Source organism: Leptospira jelokensis (genome assembly GCF_004769635.1).
Classification (GTDB): Bacteria; Spirochaetota; Leptospiria; order Leptospirales; family Leptospiraceae; genus Leptospira_A; species Leptospira_A jelokensis.
Genome location: NZ_RQGH01000026.1, coordinates 474,809 through 491,156, shown reverse-complemented (window position 1 = coordinate 491,156; position 16,348 = coordinate 474,809). Strand labels below are relative to the sequence as shown.

Annotated in this window: 15 protein-coding genes; 7 read left to right on the top strand and 8 right to left on the bottom strand. The window is 40.8% G+C overall.

The genetic code is table 11. From position 1 onward, the window contains the following. Positions 1-19: 19 nt before the first annotated feature. Positions 20-709: a hypothetical protein gene (locus EHQ62_RS12245; protein WP_135643166.1), complete on the bottom strand. Its 690-nt coding sequence runs from the start codon at positions 707-709 to the stop codon at positions 20-22. Between the two features lie 30 nt (positions 710-739). Then, positions 740-2,050, bottom strand: coding sequence for an amidohydrolase family protein (locus tag EHQ62_RS12240; protein ID WP_135643164.1), 1,311 nt, complete (start codon positions 2,048-2,050; stop codon positions 740-742). A gap of 41 nt (positions 2,051-2,091) precedes the next feature. On the opposite strand from EHQ62_RS12240, the gene EHQ62_RS12235 reads away from it, so the two are divergent. The 4 genes from EHQ62_RS12235 (at position 2,092) to EHQ62_RS18735 (ending at position 5,854) form a co-directional block, all read left to right on the top strand. After that, on the top strand, positions 2,092-3,423 hold the full coding sequence (locus EHQ62_RS12235; RefSeq protein ID WP_244241757.1) for an MATE family efflux transporter: 1,332 nt from the start codon (positions 2,092-2,094) through the stop codon (positions 3,421-3,423). A 15-nt stretch (positions 3,424-3,438) separates the two neighbouring features. Continuing rightward, complete coding sequence (locus EHQ62_RS12230) at positions 3,439-5,190, top strand: patatin-like phospholipase family protein (protein WP_135643160.1); 1,752 nt, start codon at positions 3,439-3,441, stop codon at positions 5,188-5,190. Between the two features lie 64 nt (positions 5,191-5,254). Further along, positions 5,255-5,539: a type II toxin-antitoxin system RelE/ParE family toxin gene (locus tag EHQ62_RS18740; RefSeq protein WP_135643158.1), complete on the top strand. Its 285-nt coding sequence runs from the start codon at positions 5,255-5,257 to the stop codon at positions 5,537-5,539. A 9-nt stretch (positions 5,540-5,548) separates the two neighbouring features. Continuing rightward, positions 5,549-5,854, top strand: coding sequence for a HigA family addiction module antitoxin (locus EHQ62_RS18735; protein ID WP_135643156.1), 306 nt, complete (start codon positions 5,549-5,551; stop codon positions 5,852-5,854). 109 nt (positions 5,855-5,963) lie between these two features. Here the strand turns inward: EHQ62_RS18735 and EHQ62_RS12215 are convergent, their stop codons facing one another. The 3 genes from EHQ62_RS12215 to EHQ62_RS12205 are packed head-to-tail and all read right to left on the bottom strand — an operon-like array spanning position 5,964 to position 8,586. Continuing rightward, positions 5,964-6,968 carry an SPFH domain-containing protein gene (locus tag EHQ62_RS12215; protein ID WP_135643154.1) on the bottom strand — a complete coding sequence of 335 codons (1,005 nt, stop codon included), beginning with the start codon at positions 6,966-6,968 and terminating at the stop codon, positions 5,964-5,966. A gap of 15 nt (positions 6,969-6,983) precedes the next feature. Next, the gene (locus EHQ62_RS12210) at positions 6,984-7,514 is read right to left on the bottom strand and encodes an LIMLP_15305 family protein (RefSeq protein ID WP_135643152.1); all 531 of its coding nucleotides are present in this window, start codon (positions 7,512-7,514) and stop codon (positions 6,984-6,986) included. Between the two features lies 1 nt (position 7,515). Next, the gene (locus EHQ62_RS12205) at positions 7,516-8,586 is read right to left on the bottom strand and encodes a zinc ribbon domain-containing protein (protein WP_135643150.1); all 1,071 of its coding nucleotides are present in this window, start codon (positions 8,584-8,586) and stop codon (positions 7,516-7,518) included. Between the two features lie 76 nt (positions 8,587-8,662). On the opposite strand from EHQ62_RS12205, the gene EHQ62_RS12200 reads away from it, so the two are divergent. Then, positions 8,663-10,498: a DUF1553 domain-containing protein gene (locus EHQ62_RS12200; RefSeq protein ID WP_135643148.1), complete on the top strand. Its 1,836-nt coding sequence runs from the start codon at positions 8,663-8,665 to the stop codon at positions 10,496-10,498. 9 nt (positions 10,499-10,507) lie between these two features. Continuing rightward, positions 10,508-11,803 (top strand): DUF1501 domain-containing protein, encoded by a 1,296-nt coding sequence (locus EHQ62_RS12195; protein WP_135643146.1) that lies wholly within the window; start codon positions 10,508-10,510, stop codon positions 11,801-11,803. 144 nt (positions 11,804-11,947) lie between these two features. Here EHQ62_RS12195 and EHQ62_RS12190 read toward each other — a convergent pair whose 3' ends face one another. Both EHQ62_RS12190 and EHQ62_RS12185 read right to left on the bottom strand, forming a co-directional pair. Then, positions 11,948-12,472, bottom strand: coding sequence for a hypothetical protein (locus EHQ62_RS12190; protein ID WP_135643144.1), 525 nt, complete (start codon positions 12,470-12,472; stop codon positions 11,948-11,950). 1 nt (position 12,473) lies between these two features. Continuing rightward, the gene (locus EHQ62_RS12185; protein ID WP_135643143.1) at positions 12,474-13,832 is read right to left on the bottom strand and encodes a porin; all 1,359 of its coding nucleotides are present in this window, start codon (positions 13,830-13,832) and stop codon (positions 12,474-12,476) included. 145 nt (positions 13,833-13,977) lie between these two features. On the opposite strand from EHQ62_RS12185, the gene gmd reads away from it, so the two are divergent. After that, positions 13,978-14,994, top strand: coding sequence for a GDP-mannose 4,6-dehydratase (gene gmd / locus EHQ62_RS12180; protein ID WP_015676887.1), 1,017 nt, complete (start codon positions 13,978-13,980; stop codon positions 14,992-14,994). Here the strand turns inward: gmd and EHQ62_RS12175 are convergent. Next, complete coding sequence (locus EHQ62_RS12175) at positions 14,991-16,331, bottom strand: adenylate/guanylate cyclase domain-containing protein (protein WP_135643141.1); 1,341 nt, start codon at positions 16,329-16,331, stop codon at positions 14,991-14,993. The two genes, gmd and EHQ62_RS12175, sit on opposite strands and share 4 nt — an antisense overlap. Positions 16,332-16,348 lie beyond the last annotated feature (17 nt).

Here is a 16,348-nt window from a genome sequence, read left to right as displayed (position 1 = left end):
ACGAAAAATCGTTTGATTTTCAAGGTTTAACGTCTGCTAATTGCTTTTTCTTTTCGCGGTATTCTTCGAGTCTTTGTTGGTCTACATAGACATTGGCTCCAGATAAACCAGTAGAACCTCCAATGATGATAATGCTACCAACCATCGTTTTTTCGACTAAAAAGGCGGAGGCAACGGCAGTTGATCCAATTAACGCAAAAGGCAGTGTCAAAAAAAAGATGATGTACCCCCGTCTGAATTTGGTTTCTTCATACACGGCCTCTTCATCAAATTCTTCTTTTTGTTTTTTCTTTAACTCTCGTTTGGTTCTACTTTTTTGCAATTGGTTTTGGAGGGCTTGTTCGTTGATTTCCCCCGTTAACGGATTAATGACTGAATTTTGAACATTGCTCAAACTATAAGGATTGTTTTGGTTTTGGCCTGAGGTCGTAGAAGACGGCCTTGAATTCATAAGTGCGCCAGCACCTGGAATGGAATCGATGCCACTGTATTGGGTTTTCACATTTTTAGGTGTTGCAAGAACAGGTGTTTCAAATTTGGGAGGAAGGGTGACATCTTGTAATACATTGGATTCAGGATCGGAACTAGGAATGTTTCTTAAATCATAATTATTGGTGTCATAAAATCCTTCTTTCGTTTGGCCAAGGAGTGGCCCCATTGCCAAAGTAAAAATGATCACACTCTGAAAGATTTGGGAAATTACCCGCATACATTCCAGTTTACCTAATCCCTACCAGGGTCAATCCAATTCACGTCCCGAAAGTTTGGTGGAACGGTAGTCCAATGAGACAGAACGTATGGATTCTAAGTCTTTATCGGAAACACCCGCTGTATGGGCATGTTGGTATTCCTCAGCCATCGTGGTTCCAAAAAGACCAGGGTCATCGGACCCTATGGTAATCTTAACATCATTTTGTAAAAACCGTGTGATGGGATGGTCGATGTGGGATTCCAACATTCCAATGTATAAATTGGAAGAAGGACAACATTCGATCACAACATTTGTTTTTGCAATTTTTGCCATCGCATAATTTTGGAATGTATGTAAGTATTGTGACTCGGTTTCATCAAATGGAATTGTTAAAATTTCATTGTCTGGTTTTGTTTTGTATTCTTTCCGTTTTTCTTCTAAGTCCTCTTTCGCATAAAACGGACCATAGGTGGTGATTTCATCATAATACATCAATTCATGTTCGATTTGGTCTTTTGCTTCTGAAACAAGTTCGGTTCGTTCCTCACCTAAAAAATAATCCGAATCAATTCCAAGTGCCAGTGCATGACCCAAACGATGGGCCCCATACTCCGCAGATTCTAAAATCCAACGAACAGCGGAGAAGGGAGTTTTGTCCCGAAAACTTTCGCCAACATGATACAAAATAGAAAGTGCCGTATTTGGTTCAGCTTTGTTATCTTTGTGAACCGCTTGGAAAAACGATTGTTTGTCTTTCGGAGGAAATCCTTCTTCAATATGACAAAAATCGATTCCAACAAGCCCTTCACGGATGAGTGATTCTTTTTCCATCCAGTTTTTCATCCAATCATAATGGCGTTCAAAATTGAGATCTCTGTGGAGTGACATCACAAGTTTTCCTTGGATGGGTTTACCTGCTTTTTTAGCAGACTCTTCTCCTTTTTTGAGGCCTTCCAAAGAAGCCATAAGTTTTGTATAAAAACTTTCTTTTGGTTCTTCTTTTCCAAACATCAAACGGTATTCCGCATAACTGATGTCCATCAAACTGTTAGAGAAAACAACATCATGTGAAACTTCAGAAATTTCTGTTTCGTCAAACTTCACGAGTGCGATGATGAGATTGAACTTTGCTTGGAAATGAAGGAAAGGTGCTTTTTCTCTAAAATGGTATAACTGTGAGAACTCTTTTATGTCTGCATAATCTTCAAAGAAAGTGGAAGGGCGAATTTTTTTCCCGTATGCTTTTTCATAAGAATCCAAATAGAGATGCCATCTCGGGTTAGGATTTTTTTTTCCAATGCGAAACAAAGTTTCAGGGGGTAAACATCCATAAAGGTGGTTGTGTAGATCGATATACATATAAAAATGACAAAACTATGCTTCACAAAATTAGACGCATCTTGCAGCCAACTCGACTCAATCAGAAAATTCTTGGTTTAGCAATCCCAGTTTTTTTTGGAATGATCAGTTATACTGCCATTATGGTAGCGGATACTGCTATGGTAGGAAAGTTAGGGGAGGTTCCTCTCGCCGCTGTTGGATTTGGCGGTATGGTGTATTTTTGCATTTTCGCATTCCTGATGGGTGGCTCGATGGCGGTTCAAATCATCGTAGCACGACGATTTGGTGAAAAAAATGAAAGAGGGGTCGGCATCACACTTGTGAATTCGATTTATCTATCTTTCGTACTTGGTTCTTTGTTGTCTTATTTTGGTTACCTTTATGCCCCAAACCTTATGGCTTGGATCGGTGACGATCCAGAAGTGATCGAAGTTGCAGGGGTGTATTTATCCTATCGATTTCTCGGAACGGTTTTGTTTTTTGTTGGGTTCGCCTTACGTGGATTTTTCGATGGAATTGGGCTTGTCCAAGTGGGTATGATTTCATCCATGTTAGCTGCTGCGACAAATATCTTTTTTAACTGGTTGTTGATATTTGGAAATTGGGGTTTCCCTGCCATGGGTGTCAAAGGGGCAGCCTTAGCATCGAGTCTCAGTTCAGTGCCGGCCTTACTCATTGTTTTGTTTTATTTTTTTCGTAAGGACGTAATCAAATTCTTTCGCTACGAAATTTTTGCCCCTAACTTTGAAATCATCAAAGAACTTTGCCTGGTCGGATTTGCCCCTGCACTCGAAGGGACACTTGTGAATTTTGCTTTTTCTGGGTTCTACAAAATTGCAGGTATGATTAGCACCACAACTCTAGCATCCGCAAGCGTTGTGCTAACATGTCTTAGTTTATCTTTTATGCCTGGTTTTTCTTTTGGGATTGCGGCCACAACGATCCTTGGACAAGCAATGGGCCAAGGGAAAATTCGTTTGGCCTATGAAGGCACCATGCGTTCGGCAACGTTTTCAGCGATCGTGATGGGCAGTATGGGACTCTTTTTTATCATAGGTGGTCCTTGGCTCATCAGTTTGTTTACCGATGTTCCATCAGTCATGAAAGAAGCCTATCCTGCTCTTTGTATTGTGGCTCTCATCCAAGTGGGAGATGCATACCATATGGTAGTGGGTTCTGCACTACGGAGTGCTGGTATGATGTATTACGTGATGTATGTGTATTTGATCGTTTCGTTTCTCATCATGTTGCCACTTGCCTATCTCTTCGGGATAGTACTAAAATGGGGGACCATTGGGATCTGGTCTGCGTTTTTTATTTGGATTTTACTCATGGCAGTGCTTTTTGTCGGAAAATTTCGTAGGAAGGAGTGGGTGAACATACGAATTTAATAAAGTGAGGGAAGAATGAAACGAACAGAATTAGAACGACAAGCGATACAGAAATTTTTAAAGTCTGTGGAGCTTTTCAAAAAACTTCCCCCATCTGTTCTCACAAGGCTTGCGAACAATGTCCAAGAAAAACTCATCCGAAGCCATGAGGCTCTCTATTACAAAGGAGAGTCCTCTGAATCGATTTACATTGTCAGGTACGGTGAAATCCTTTTAGAAAATGTAGGTGGCCAGTCTCATGTTTATGTGGGTTCAGGCCAAGTCCTTGCCGAAAATTCACTCATCTCCAGTTCCAACCATTCCACGTCTGCCATCGCTGTCATTGACACACTTGTGTACGTCTTAAATGGAAAGTTGTTTTTACAATTAGCATCCCAAGAAAAAATCTTTGCGCAAAACATCATCCAAATGATGGGAACAAGGATGAGGGAAAATTTAGATCGTTCCAATCATAAAGATAAGTTTACAGGCTTACGAAGGTTATGTGTTCATATTCCCTTGGAACCAGAATACCATTTCGGTGAAAAGGTAAAAGCCTTCTTGGAAGAATATGGTGAAGCTACAAAAAAACTTTCCTCGGCCATTCCCATTTCAACTTTCAAAGGAATGGACCCCACTCAAATTTCTGAGTATCTCACCAACCTTCGCAATAAAACCCCCTTACTTCATATTTATTTTGATGAAACCACCTCTAGAGTCGACTTACACTACTTAGTCGTCCAATCTGACTTTTTGGTTTTTTGGGAAGATGAACCCGAAAAGTTTTACAAGGAAAAAGAAGAAATCATTCAATTTTGGAAAAGTAGAATCCGCAACTTTGAAGGCCGTGCGATTCGAATGATGGAAAGTGGAGTGAGAAAAAGTTACCTCCCACAAGACCAAAGCCTCAAAACCTTTTACCAAAAAGACACACTTGCTCGTTATCTAGTCTCTAAGACCAGAGGACTTTCGTTAGGTGGCGGTGGTGCCAGAGCCCTTGCCCATGTGGGCCTTCTCAAAGTATTACACCGTGAAGGCATCCATTTTGATTTTGTTTCGGGTGCATCCATGGGAGCTGTGATTGCGGCCTTATATGCAAGAAAAAATAGCCCTGAAGAAATCGAAGAGATGATCAAAAAATTCTTCGGCGGACTTGAAAGTGCATTTGATCCTACACTACCAGTAGTCGCCTTTTTTAAGGGCAAACGAATGAAACGGATGTTAAAAAAAGGATTTGGTGACCAAAGGATTGAAGAACTCCCGTTACCGTTTGCAACATCCGCTGTTGATTTGCAAACGGGAAAAGAACATATCTTTGACCAAGGACCGATCACAGAAGCACTCACCAGTGCGATGAGTTTGCCAGGTGCCTTCCCTCCTTACCGACTCGGCGAAAAGTTGTTAGTCGATGGGGGAATGATCAACAATGTTCCTGAGAATCTCATCCGTTCCAAAGGTGCCGATGTAGTGATGGGAATCAACGTATCTCCCTTACAAGAAATTGTGCCAGTAAAACTATTTGAAGACCGTAATACCACCGAAAAGGGATTCTTTCGTTACATTTGGGACACACTCAAATACCCTCCCATCTTACAAATCATGACAAGGACCATCACCTTGGAAGGAAGGGAAATCACGCGCCTCAAACGACCGAAGATGGATTTATTCGTTCATTTCCATTTGGAAGAATTCCAGTTATTTGATTTTGCCAGATACCAAGAGATCATCGATAAAGGGGAAAGGGAAGCAGAAGCAAATTTAGCGGAGATCAAACAGTTGTTTTCGTAAAGTCTTTACTTTTTGTTGAATAATATCGATTGACAATAGTATCTTTGGGCGTTAGTATTGGGCAATGATTCTCAGTTTTGTGGACAAACGAACTGAAAGAGTTTGGAAAGGTGAGTTTTCTAGAGATTTACCAAAAGAGGTTCAGCTCCAAGGTAGAAAAAAACTTAGAATGATAAACAATGCGCAAAACATTGAAGACCTAAAAGTTCCACCAGGTAATCGATTGGAGTTATTGAAAGGTGATAGAAAAGGTCTCTATAGCATCAGAATCAATGATCAATGGCGAATTTGTTTTAACTGGAATGGAAACAATGCCGAATTGTTAGAAATTGTTGATTATCATCAATAAGGAGTTTATATGAAACGCTTACCGAATATCCACCCAGGTCAAATTCTCTCAGAAGAGTTTCTAATTCCTTTAAAGATCACAGCGTATCGACTTTCCAAAGAAACAGGAATTCCACAGACAAGAATTAGTCAGATTCTTTTGCAAAAACGGTCTATATCTGCCGATACTGCGATTCGATTTTCCAAATTCTTCGGAACGACACCGCAATTTTGGCTAGGTTTACAAAACGATTATGATCTTGAAGAGGAAATTTTAAAGAAACAAAAAGAATTTAATGGAATTCAGAATTACAAAGACTTAGCAAAAGCATCTTAATTATTATTAATTTTGACTCAATATTTTCTTAAGCCCAATCCCATCTAACGGAAACCATATGGTAAGTTTGATAGGATTGGAAAGCTGAAGTTAGGAGAATTTCATCACTCTAAAGTGACGAAAGGATCTCCTTTTTCTTTGCTTCAAATTCTTCAGCACTGATAAGCCCTTGGTCAAGGAGTCCTTTCAGTTTGGCAATCCTTGCTGCAGGGTCATTGGCCGCAGGAGCGGCACCACCGGTTTGGTTTTGCCCTCCACCTTGGTTCATCATATTGCCCATCATCTGAGCCATATTCATCCCCATTCCCATTCCCATCCCAGCACCCATGGCACCACCACCTTGGCCTTCGTTTTCGGCAGCGGCTTGGCCAATATCGAACATTTTTTTCTGTTGGTATTTATCACCTAACATATCGATTTCAAATTTATCGGTGATGATTTTTTGGATCCTTTGGTAGTTTGGATCGTTTTGGTCGAAGTTAACGGAAGATACGTTAAATTCGGTTAGGTCGATTCCATACTTTTCAAATTCAGGAGCTAATTTAACCCGGCCCGCAGTGGAACTTTCATCTCTGTATTTATTGATCTCAACAACAGAAGTATTGTTATTTAAGATGACTTCAGAAATAAAATCACCAATCCCACGAACAATATTTGGTTTTAAAAATTCATCAATCGCTTCGTTTGTGGTGCGGTTTCCCCCTTTCACTACGTTGAGTAAAAAGGATCGTGAATCTTTGATTCTAAATTTGTAATCACCAAACGCTCGTATATTGAGAACAATTTTATACTTCGGGTCTTCGAGTGGGATGGGAGTCGTAGTTCCCCATTTCAAAGCCATAATCGATTTGTTAACGTAATACACTTCCGCAGTAAACGGGGTTTTGCCACCAAAGGGAAGGTTGACGAGTGCCTCTAAAATCGGAATGTTGCCTGTCTTTAGCGTGTGGGTACCTGGGCCAAATGTATCCAAAGCTTTTCCTTCTTTGAAAAAGATCGCTTCTAGATTTTCATCCACGACCAACTGTCCAGCGGTGCTGATTTCATCGGATGGGTATTTCCAAACGATTTCACTTGGGTTTCCTTCAAATTTGATTCTGTCTATTAGTGCCATATTGTTTTCCTTTGGTTATGTTTTTAAAAAGATCGAGTTTCTTGCTTCAAACTGTGTTTCAAAATCTAAAAGCAATTTGTTCACTGCTTCTATTGCAGCTTCTGGATTGTTAGCAAACGATGTGGGTAGGGTTTCCAAAATTTCTTTTTGTAAACTTCCTACTTTTTCCAACATCGAAAAATCATGGTTCAAAACCTTTTCAATTTCTTCAGACGTTGCTTTGACCCCTGTACCTAAGCCATTCAGTCCATAACCAGCCGATGTCACTTTCATGATGATCCGATCCAGGAGTGTGGTTGCCGAATTGGTTTTCCCGATGTTTTGGATTTGTGCTTTTTGTACGAACCCTTCTTCGAGTTTTCGAAAACTTTCTTTGAATGTAGTGAGGATACCACCAAGTTCTTTGCGAATGAGTAAATCGGTTTTTTCAAACTCTTGGTTGGCAAGTGCCTCTTCAAATAATTTTGTTTCTTTTAAAAATTTACGAACGGGGTCTTGTTCATTTTTAAACCGTTCTAATGTGGTTTTTAACCAAGTTTGGTCCATTTTATTCCTCTGCTCCATTTCCATCTAACATTTGTATGCTGTCACAAGTGATATATTTGAAAATGACACTTTTTTCTGATTGGTATTGCGCCTTTGGTAAAAAGGATTTCCACTTTGCCATATCGAACTCACAATCATGTTTTTCCCCTTTGGTTTCTCCACTCGATTCAGTGAAGTGTACCAAATACTTCTCTTCTTTCGGCCCAAGCCTTTCACATCCAATTGCGGTGCTTGTGCACTCACGGATTTGTGGGGTAGGCCAATACGGTTCTTGTGTAGTGCCAAAACCTTTTGCCACAGCGTTTCGATCAAATGCCCATTTATCAATGCGGTAACTACAATGGTCATCATAAACTGGTTCTTTGCGGTATTTGGTTGTACAACTTTCACTTTCGGAAAAAGTACCATCCCCTCTGTCCGAACGAACTGTACGGCAATCTTGGCCATCAGGGATGCTATCATAACTGCGGATTTGCCGGCTTCTGGAAACACTGTATGCACCCATTGGCATGGAATCACACCAATCGGACTCCGAGACAGGTTTGAATTGGTCAATGGCAATGGTACGAGACCATTCGTGGTGGGTGACTTGGAGTTCTACTTTTTCGGTCCATAAAACTCCTAAACAAACGAAACCAATCCCCCCAAATACAACCGATCCAAGTAACCAAAGCACCCACTTCGGAGTTTTGGGATGGGGTTTTATGAATTCGGAATTTTGAAAGGCGAGGTCTTCTTTTGCTTTTTGGACAGAATCTTCTGTGACTCCATCATGTTCTGAACGAAGTTTGACTGACTGTGCTCCATCTAATGATCCACCACAATTCCCACAAAAGGTTGCCTTGGCGCCGTTTGCGGTTTGGCAAAAGGGACAGGTTTTATCGGCTCCATAATAAATATGGTCCTGAACGGCCACTTTGTCTTCGTCTTTCGGAAAATACCGGCGGCTCGGGTCTTGGGTGGCACCACAATTAGGACAGTGCCTATGTGTTTTTCCGAGTAATTTTTTGGAGCCACAAAATTCGCAGTCCCAAAGCATTTCATAGATTTTTTCTTCTGCCATCGCAACCAAGGTTTATCCGGAAAAAATTGACTTTTGCAAGAAAAATATTTTCAATTCGCAAAATCCAACATAGAATCTTCGGGATATGAGAATGGTCTCCTTTCCAATGCGTAGAAGTTTGTTTTTCATCCTTTCCGTTTTGCTTTTATTCGGATCTCTGGGTTATGTAACATCCCGTTCAAAACAGAATGCAGTTCATCCCCTTGACATTTTGTATCGTAAAATATCACCTAACATAGAATTAGCGGACAAAAAAACCACCTTCCGTCGATTGTCCTTACATTTACGAGGGACGATTCCAAATGTACAGGAATGGAAAGAATTAGAAAATTCGAATGAAGAGAATTATGAATCCTTCGTTGTCAATTTTTTGAAACAACCTGAATTTGCTGAATATTGGGGCACAAAATTGGGCTCCATGTTACGAGACAAATCCAAGGGAAAAAAAATTCCTACAGGGAGTTTCTTTCAATACTTGGCAAGTTCCCTTCACGCAAACAAACCATATGACGTTTTGGTAACAGAGATGATCACATCCACGGGCACTGTGAAAGAATCACCACAAACCATGTTTTACATTAGAGATGGGGCCGACCCTTTGCAAACCGCTGAGTATGTCGGTAGGTTGTTCTATGCAAAACGTGTAGCGTGTGCTAGGTGCCATGACCATCCCTATATTTCTGATTTTACGCGTAGGGATTATTATGCACTCGCTGCCTTTTTTAGCCAACAGTACTTTCGGGATGGGAGTTGGGAACCATATCGTTACGGAAAAACATTCAGTTATGTACCAAGAGAATTGGAAGTCCATTTGCCAATGGAAGACCAAAAAAACCTCCAAGATAAAAACAATGAATGGAATAGGGAAAACTGGAACAAGTGGACCGACGAACAAAGAAAGGAGTACCAAAAAAAACATGAATTGGAATTTGCTACTTTGTATTATGAACCAAAACTAGGACTCCGGTTTCCTCATACAGATGACGCTCCAGGTGGTGATTTGGTGAGGCCTAAGTTTTTGGATGGAAAAGAAGCCAAACTGAAACCAGGTGAGGACCGCAGGAAAGTTTTTGCCGTTTGGCTCACTGACAAATCCAATGATCGCTTCCGAAAGGTCATCATCAACCGAGTTTGGACGGAACTTATGGGGTGGAGTTTTTTTACACCTCTCGATGATTGGAATGAAGATACAGTGGTGCAAGGAGAAGAAATCCTTAACCATTTGGATTCTTATTTTTTAGCCAACAAATTGAAACTGAAAGAACTCATTTTGTATATTGTCACATCCAATGCGTACAAACGTTCTGTCACAACCCAGTTAGGAAAAGAGGATTCGATTCAGTTTTTTCCCCCGCAAAGATTGGATAGTGACCAACTTTTAAACTCACTGATTAGAGTTTCCGACTTACAAAAGTTAGGTAACATTAGGGAACGAAACCTTTCTTTTTTTACCAATTTAATGGGGCAAAAACCATATGACCTAACAGGAACGGGAAAGGTGCGGATTCCTTTGGACAATCTGAAAGAATTCACAAATGCCGTTGAAGTAGAGCGACCTGCACCATACCATTCTTTACTCGCTGTGTTTGGTTCTGGGCAACGTGTGGATATTTCAGACGACATTTCAGAATTAACCATTGAACAAATGTTAACTCTCATGAACGGTCGGGTGGTTGGTAAACTTGTTTGGGATTTTGGCAGTAACCAATCGCTAGTAAAAGCCGAATTTGATGAAAAAAAATCGATGAACCAAGTAGTCCAAAATTTATACTTTCGTCTGCTGGGTCGGTTTCCCACGAAGGGAGAATGGGAAAAAATCAAATCCTACCAAGTAAAACCAGACAACGTTTTTGATAAAGACCTGTTACAGGATATCTTTTGGGCACTCTTAAATAGCCAAGAGTTCCAACACATCAATTAAGGAATCATCATGCACCGCAAAGAATTTTTACAAAAATCAATGTTAAGCCTTGGAATGGGATCGTTTTTATTTTCCCAAAATCCTTTTATTACCCTTCGCGCAGAGGAAGATGAAAAGGAACAAGAATCCATTTCCCTTCCATCCAAAGTGAAGTCTCTCATTTTCATCGAAATGATGGGAGGGATGAGCCATGTGGACACACTGGATCCAAAACCCAATAGTGCCTTTTCTAAAGTGAGCTCGGGTATTTCTGGGCTTTCCGTTCTCGAACCTTTTTCACTTACCGCCAAACAACTGCATTCGATTGGGATCATTCGATCCACTTGGAGTGAAGAAGGTGACCATGGGTTTGCGCAGATGTTACTGGGAACTGGGTATCGAATGACGGAAGCCATGGGGTTTCCTGACATCCCTCATTTTGGATCCGTCATCGCTTATGCGAAAAAATCCAAAGCCAAAACATCGTATTTTCCAAGTTATGTGACAATTGGTGGTCGTGGTGGTAAAAATGGAAATTCTGGATTTTTAGGAATCAATTATTCGGGTTATCATGTGGGCAATGTGGATGAACCCATCCAACATTTAAATCCATCCCATGGTAAGTTTTCAGAAGAACGAATCCTCCGAAGAAAGGATTTGGTTTCGTTTATGAACGATGAATTTTCCAAATCATTTCCAACCAAGGAAGCAATGCATTGGAAAAAAATGTTAACCGCTGCCGAAGAATTTCGGAATTCAAAAGACATCGATAGTTTTCGGATCAGTTTGGAAGATGAAAAAACAAGAGCCCGATATGGCACTACTTGGCAGGGTAAAGCTATGTTACTTGCCAAACGCCTCGCCAAACAAGAAGTACCTTTCATTCATATCTCGATTGGGGGTTGGGACACTCACACAGGCAACAAAGCACAAATCACAAAGATTATGAAAGAAACGGATATGGGCATTGCAGCTCTTTTAGAAGACTTAAACCAATCTGGTCTCATTAAACAAACGTTATTTGTTCTAACCAGTGAATTTGGAAGGACACCTGATGTTGGTTCTCGTGATGGCCGTGACCACCATCCCAAAGTTTGGTCCACACTCATTGGGGGAGGTCCTTTCCAAAAGGGATTTGTTTGGGGTGAAACAGACGAACTAGGAGCCAAGGCAACAAAACCAAATGAAGCGGTGCATGTTCGGGACCTTGTTGCTACGATTTACAAGGCAAGTGGTGTGGACCCCGATGGAGAAATCATCAATTCCTTTGGTCGGCCTTTTTTACTCACCACTAAAAAAGCAAAGGTCATCGAAGGATTGTTATAAGTGGTTATGCGAAAAGGCAAATGTTTGGATTCTATTATCAATCAAGTATAGGTTGCAGCAAAAATCTACAATTGACTTAATGAAATAAAAAAATGGAAAACGTGAAAGAATGCCATATTCTTCCCGTTTCCATAGGTTTGTTCTTTAATTCTTTTGTGCCCGGTCGACACAGAGATATCCATTGGTTAGAATGGTATCCAAGGATGTAGTTCGGTCTGTTGGATTAAAATATGTTTCAGTGAAAATGGAACCGGCCGCTATGTTTTGGCAGTCTGTCATGGCAAACTCTTTGGTATCATTGGGTTTTACATAGACTATTGTATTTACTTTTGTGGTATCACCATTGGGTTGGTATCGACAAACACCGACTAGGTTTTGTGTCGAACATTTGGCACTGGATTTTGTATACCCTGGAAGACAGGTAAGTTCTTCTCGCGTAACTGCATAGGATTCGATACAAGATGGACTATAATTAGAGGATCCGGAACAAGATCCTAAAAATTGGAAACTCCCACTAAAACCAGTGCGACCCGCATTCAAACTCGCTACATACATCGTTTGCAAACATTGGTTTTGTGTTTCTTTGATTTTATCTTCTCGTTGTGCTTGGCAATGGAAGAGATTGGTGATGAGAAAGAATAATGAGGAAAAAAGAATCAATCGTTTCATATTAATAAAATACCTGTATTTGAGTTCGGACAACATGATCCCCTTCGGCTGCAGTAGGAGTTCCGGTATAATAAAAATAGTCAGTTTGCCATTTGAGGTTATGCTCGGCAAAATAATAGGATAAGGCTCCTCCCACTTCTCGAGAGTATTTCATTGTGGGATCGGTTTCTCCTAACGGACGAAACTCTCCAAATCGAAATACCAATTCATATTGGCTTGTGAAAAGATACCCAAGTTGCACAAAATGGCCTTGTCCACTTCTGGAATACTCTCTGGATAATGCAGAACTAACGGTCCTTTCTACATATGCCGTATTGGCTCTTCGCCACAACCATTCGTATTGGAAGGAAAATCCCATCCATTTGAAATAGATATCACCGGCCGCATGGCTATAGTTAAATTTTGCAAAACTATATTCCGTACCATGTGTACTCAAGGAACGATCTGAGTTTTTGTTATAAGCACCAGAAACTCCAAAGGATATTTTTGGTTCTTTGTATCTTGCAAAATCAACTTCAGACAACCAATCGTTATCCGAGCCCGACTTTGACATGCCACCAAAAGGAGAAAAGATAAAACGTGCTACAGTTAAGACACCTGGAGTTTGCCTTTCCACTCGGTTACGGCCTTGTCCACCAAATACTCCCAAATAATAAGCAAACATTCGTTTGTTGCCAAATAGGTCTTCTGAAAATAGATAGGCTCCCACATCACGGTCTAAATTGAATTCCGAGTTTACAGATGACCTGTCCACAGTTTGTAAGGCACTGGATGAGTTCCAACGTTGCCTGCTAAAAGGCACTTTCATTTGTCCAAAGGCAACCTTTACATCGCGGTATTGGTTGTAGATGATATTGGCATCCCGTAGGGTATTCCTCCTTTGGCTCTCCATATCTCGCTCAGCAAAACCCAATTGTAGGTTCACAAGCCATGTATCATTGAAAAGTCCCGCACGTAAAGCAAGCCTTGTCCGCCTAACAAGGAAGTTGGTTGTGTCTTGGGAGGGGTCCAATTGGAAGGTTTGGTTCCCTTGCATTTGGGAACGGAACCGGAGTTGGATGTTGTGTTTGCCATCATTTGAAGTAGCTCGAATCCCTTTGCCAAGACCTGTTTCCCAATTGGACTTGTTTTCCGTTGGAGCTGCAATCGTTCCCGCATTGGCCTGGGATTGGGATCGATTTGTATTATCTGGCTCTTTTCCTGAAGGAGGAGTGGGAGTTTCTTTTTTCTCTTCTCCCAATTGGGGTGTTTGGTCTTTGGCCCCCTCGGGTTTCTCTTGGGAAATGGCGGGAAATGTGAAAACGATCAGGGCAAAAGCCAGGGTCAGGGGAAACGATAGGGTAGGCTTACGTTGTAACATGTTTGCAATAATTGTAATAATTGCCAAACTGTTGAGGAATCGGGAAAAGGCAAAGGGATTTCGGTGGGAAATTCAGGATTATTCATCCAAGGGATGCATTTTTCCTTTTCATTCGAAAGATTCTTGAAAAACTGTTCTCTGATCTATGAAAAAAGCACTCATTACGGGGATCACAGGCCAAGATGGTTCCTACTTAGCAGAACTCCTCCTCCAAAAAGGATATGAAGTCCATGGTATCGTTCGTAGGACGAGTTTATTCAACCGCAATCGGATTGAACACTTACACGGAAATCCAAAACTCTTTTTACACTATGGAGATTTAACGGATTCCTCCAACCTCAACCGCATTTTAGAAAAAATCCAACCCTCCGAAATTTACAACCTTGCAGCTCAGTCCCATGTTCAGGTTTCCTTTGAGGTCCCTGAATATACGGCTGAGGTGGATGCGGTAGGAACCTTACGAATTTTGGATGCCATCAAACAAACAGGCATTAACTCAAGGTTTTACCAAGCTTCCACTTCAGAATTGTACGGCCTTGTACAAGAAGTACCACAAACAGAAAAAACTCCGTTTTACCCACGTTCGCCCTATGCCGTTGCAAAACTCTATGCCTATTGGGCGGTTGTGAACTACCGAGAAGCGTACAATTTGCACGCATCCAATGGAATTTTGTTCAACCATGAATCGCCAAGACGTGGTGAAACCTTTGTGACTCGTAAGATCACACTTGGTGTTTCCGCAGTCAAAGCGGGTAAACTTCCTTTTATCACAATGGGAAACATAGATTCAAAACGAGATTGGGGATATGCTCCCGACTATGTTGAGATGATGTGGATGATGTTACAAAAAGACCAACCAGATGATTATGTAGTGGCAACCAATGAAACTCATACTGTCCGTGAGTTCATTGAAGAGTCTTATAAAATCGCTGGTTATGAAGTGGTTTGGGAAGGCAAAGAAGACAATGAAATTGGTAAGGACAAAAAAACCGGCCAAGTCCTTGTGAAAATTGACCCAAAATACTATAGACCAACAGAAGTAGAACTTCTCATCGGAAATCCTGAAAAAGCAAAACGTCAGTTAGGTTGGGAACCAAAAGTGAAGTTCAAAGAACTAGTCAAAATTATGATGGAAGCTGATTTAAAAGCCCAAGGGTTTTAAGCCGAACCACTGAGGGCTTTGTAACGATTCACAAACTCTTGGTTGGGAACCTTTGGATGTCCTTCTCGGTGTAATCCGGGAAGGAGTCCTTCCACAAAATACATTTTGATTTTCCCTTTGTGTTTGGCTGAAACCTCACCTCTATATTCACAATGGAAAAAATCTTTTACAAGTTCATAAGTATTCGATGAAATATTGATTTTTCCCGTTTCCCCTGATGATTCACAACGACTTGCAGTATTGACTGTATCACTCCAAACATCATACGCAAATTTTTTATCACCAATCACACCTGCAATTAACTCTCCCGAATGGATCCCAAGCCTTAGTTGCCAATACGGTAGGCCTTGTCCTTCTTTGATTTCTTTCATTTGGTTCATAAAGGCTTGGATTTCAAGAGCTGCGAGTACGGAATCCACCGCATGCGTTTTGTTGGATTTGGGAATGCCACCCACAAACATATAACTATCACCGATGGTTTTCAATTTTTCTAAATTGTGTCGCTCCATAAGGCTATCAAAATAGGAAAAACAACGATCCAATTCATCCACAAGTTCTCCAGGAGTCATTGTTTCTGCAATTTTGGTAAACCCTTCAAAGTCGGTAAAACATACAGTTGCTGAAGGAAAGTGTTTGGGTTTACTGACTCCATTTTGTTTCAATTCTCTCGCAACTTCTATTGGTAAAATATTTAACAATAAACTCTCTGACTTTTGGTGTTCTGCATTGAGTTTGTCCTCTGCACGGTTCACAGCTTTGACAAATTGATTGATTAGGATGATGAAAAATATAAGCACAAGTATGAGTGGAGGCATTAGATAGTCTGCAGGAACGATCCATTTTGGAGGGCCGTACAATCCTTCTCCACCCATCACTCGGTAATAAAATTGAGAAACCAAAAATAAAATCGAAGATAAACTAACAAAAAACCAGCGAAGGACCATGTTTTTTCTTGGTAACATCAAAAAAGGAATGATTGAAAACAATAAAAAGCCAAGGGGAGCAGGGTCGTCTGCTTGGAAATAGGTAAGGGCTCCAATATGGAAATTGCTAGCTAAGAGAGCAAAAAACGCACTGACCGCATAACTCCCCTTATATAACAAATAACGAGAATATCCCAAAGGAAAAATTAGTAACAGATAGGATATAAATGATGTGACATGTGTTTCTTCTGGCTCAGTAAAAAAGATAACAGGCAAAAGAATCGTGGGTAACATAAACATAATGAATTGAAAGCTTGCATTCACTCGCAATGCGCGTGCATTTTCATCACTCAATCCTTTGGTGAGATGTAGAAGTTGTATCCGATTGAGAAGTTTATCGATGCGTTTTGGCATAAAGAAGAAAGAAATCT

What these genes read in the sequence shown, in the direction of transcription:
- EHQ62_RS12185 (WP_135643143.1), bottom strand. Translation starts at nt 13,832, where the DNA reads ATGTTACAACGTAAGCCTACCCTATCGTTTCCCCTGACCCTGGCTTTT.
- gmd (WP_015676887.1), top strand. Translation starts at nt 13,978, where the DNA reads ATGAAAAAAGCACTCATTACGGGGATCACAGGCCAAGATGGTTCCTAC.
- EHQ62_RS18735 (WP_135643156.1), top strand. Translation starts at nt 5,549, where the DNA reads ATGAAACGCTTACCGAATATCCACCCAGGTCAAATTCTCTCAGAAGAG.
- EHQ62_RS12230 (WP_135643160.1), top strand. Translation starts at nt 3,439, where the DNA reads ATGAAACGAACAGAATTAGAACGACAAGCGATACAGAAATTTTTAAAG.
- EHQ62_RS12190 (WP_135643144.1), bottom strand. Translation starts at nt 12,472, where the DNA reads ATGAAACGATTGATTCTTTTTTCCTCATTATTCTTTCTCATCACCAAT.
- EHQ62_RS12195 (WP_135643146.1), top strand. Translation starts at nt 10,508, where the DNA reads ATGCACCGCAAAGAATTTTTACAAAAATCAATGTTAAGCCTTGGAATG.
- EHQ62_RS12200 (WP_135643148.1), top strand. Translation starts at nt 8,663, where the DNA reads ATGAGAATGGTCTCCTTTCCAATGCGTAGAAGTTTGTTTTTCATCCTT.
- EHQ62_RS12215 (WP_135643154.1), bottom strand. Translation starts at nt 6,968, where the DNA reads ATGGCACTAATAGACAGAATCAAATTTGAAGGAAACCCAAGTGAAATC.
- EHQ62_RS12175 (WP_135643141.1), bottom strand. Translation starts at nt 16,331, where the DNA reads ATGCCAAAACGCATCGATAAACTTCTCAATCGGATACAACTTCTACAT.
- EHQ62_RS12245 (WP_135643166.1), bottom strand. Translation starts at nt 709, where the DNA reads ATGCGGGTAATTTCCCAAATCTTTCAGAGTGTGATCATTTTTACTTTG.
- EHQ62_RS12210 (WP_135643152.1), bottom strand. Translation starts at nt 7,514, where the DNA reads ATGGACCAAACTTGGTTAAAAACCACATTAGAACGGTTTAAAAATGAA.
- EHQ62_RS18740 (WP_135643158.1), top strand. Translation starts at nt 5,255, where the DNA reads ATGATTCTCAGTTTTGTGGACAAACGAACTGAAAGAGTTTGGAAAGGT.
- EHQ62_RS12240 (WP_135643164.1), bottom strand. Translation starts at nt 2,050, where the DNA reads ATGTATATCGATCTACACAACCACCTTTATGGATGTTTACCCCCTGAA.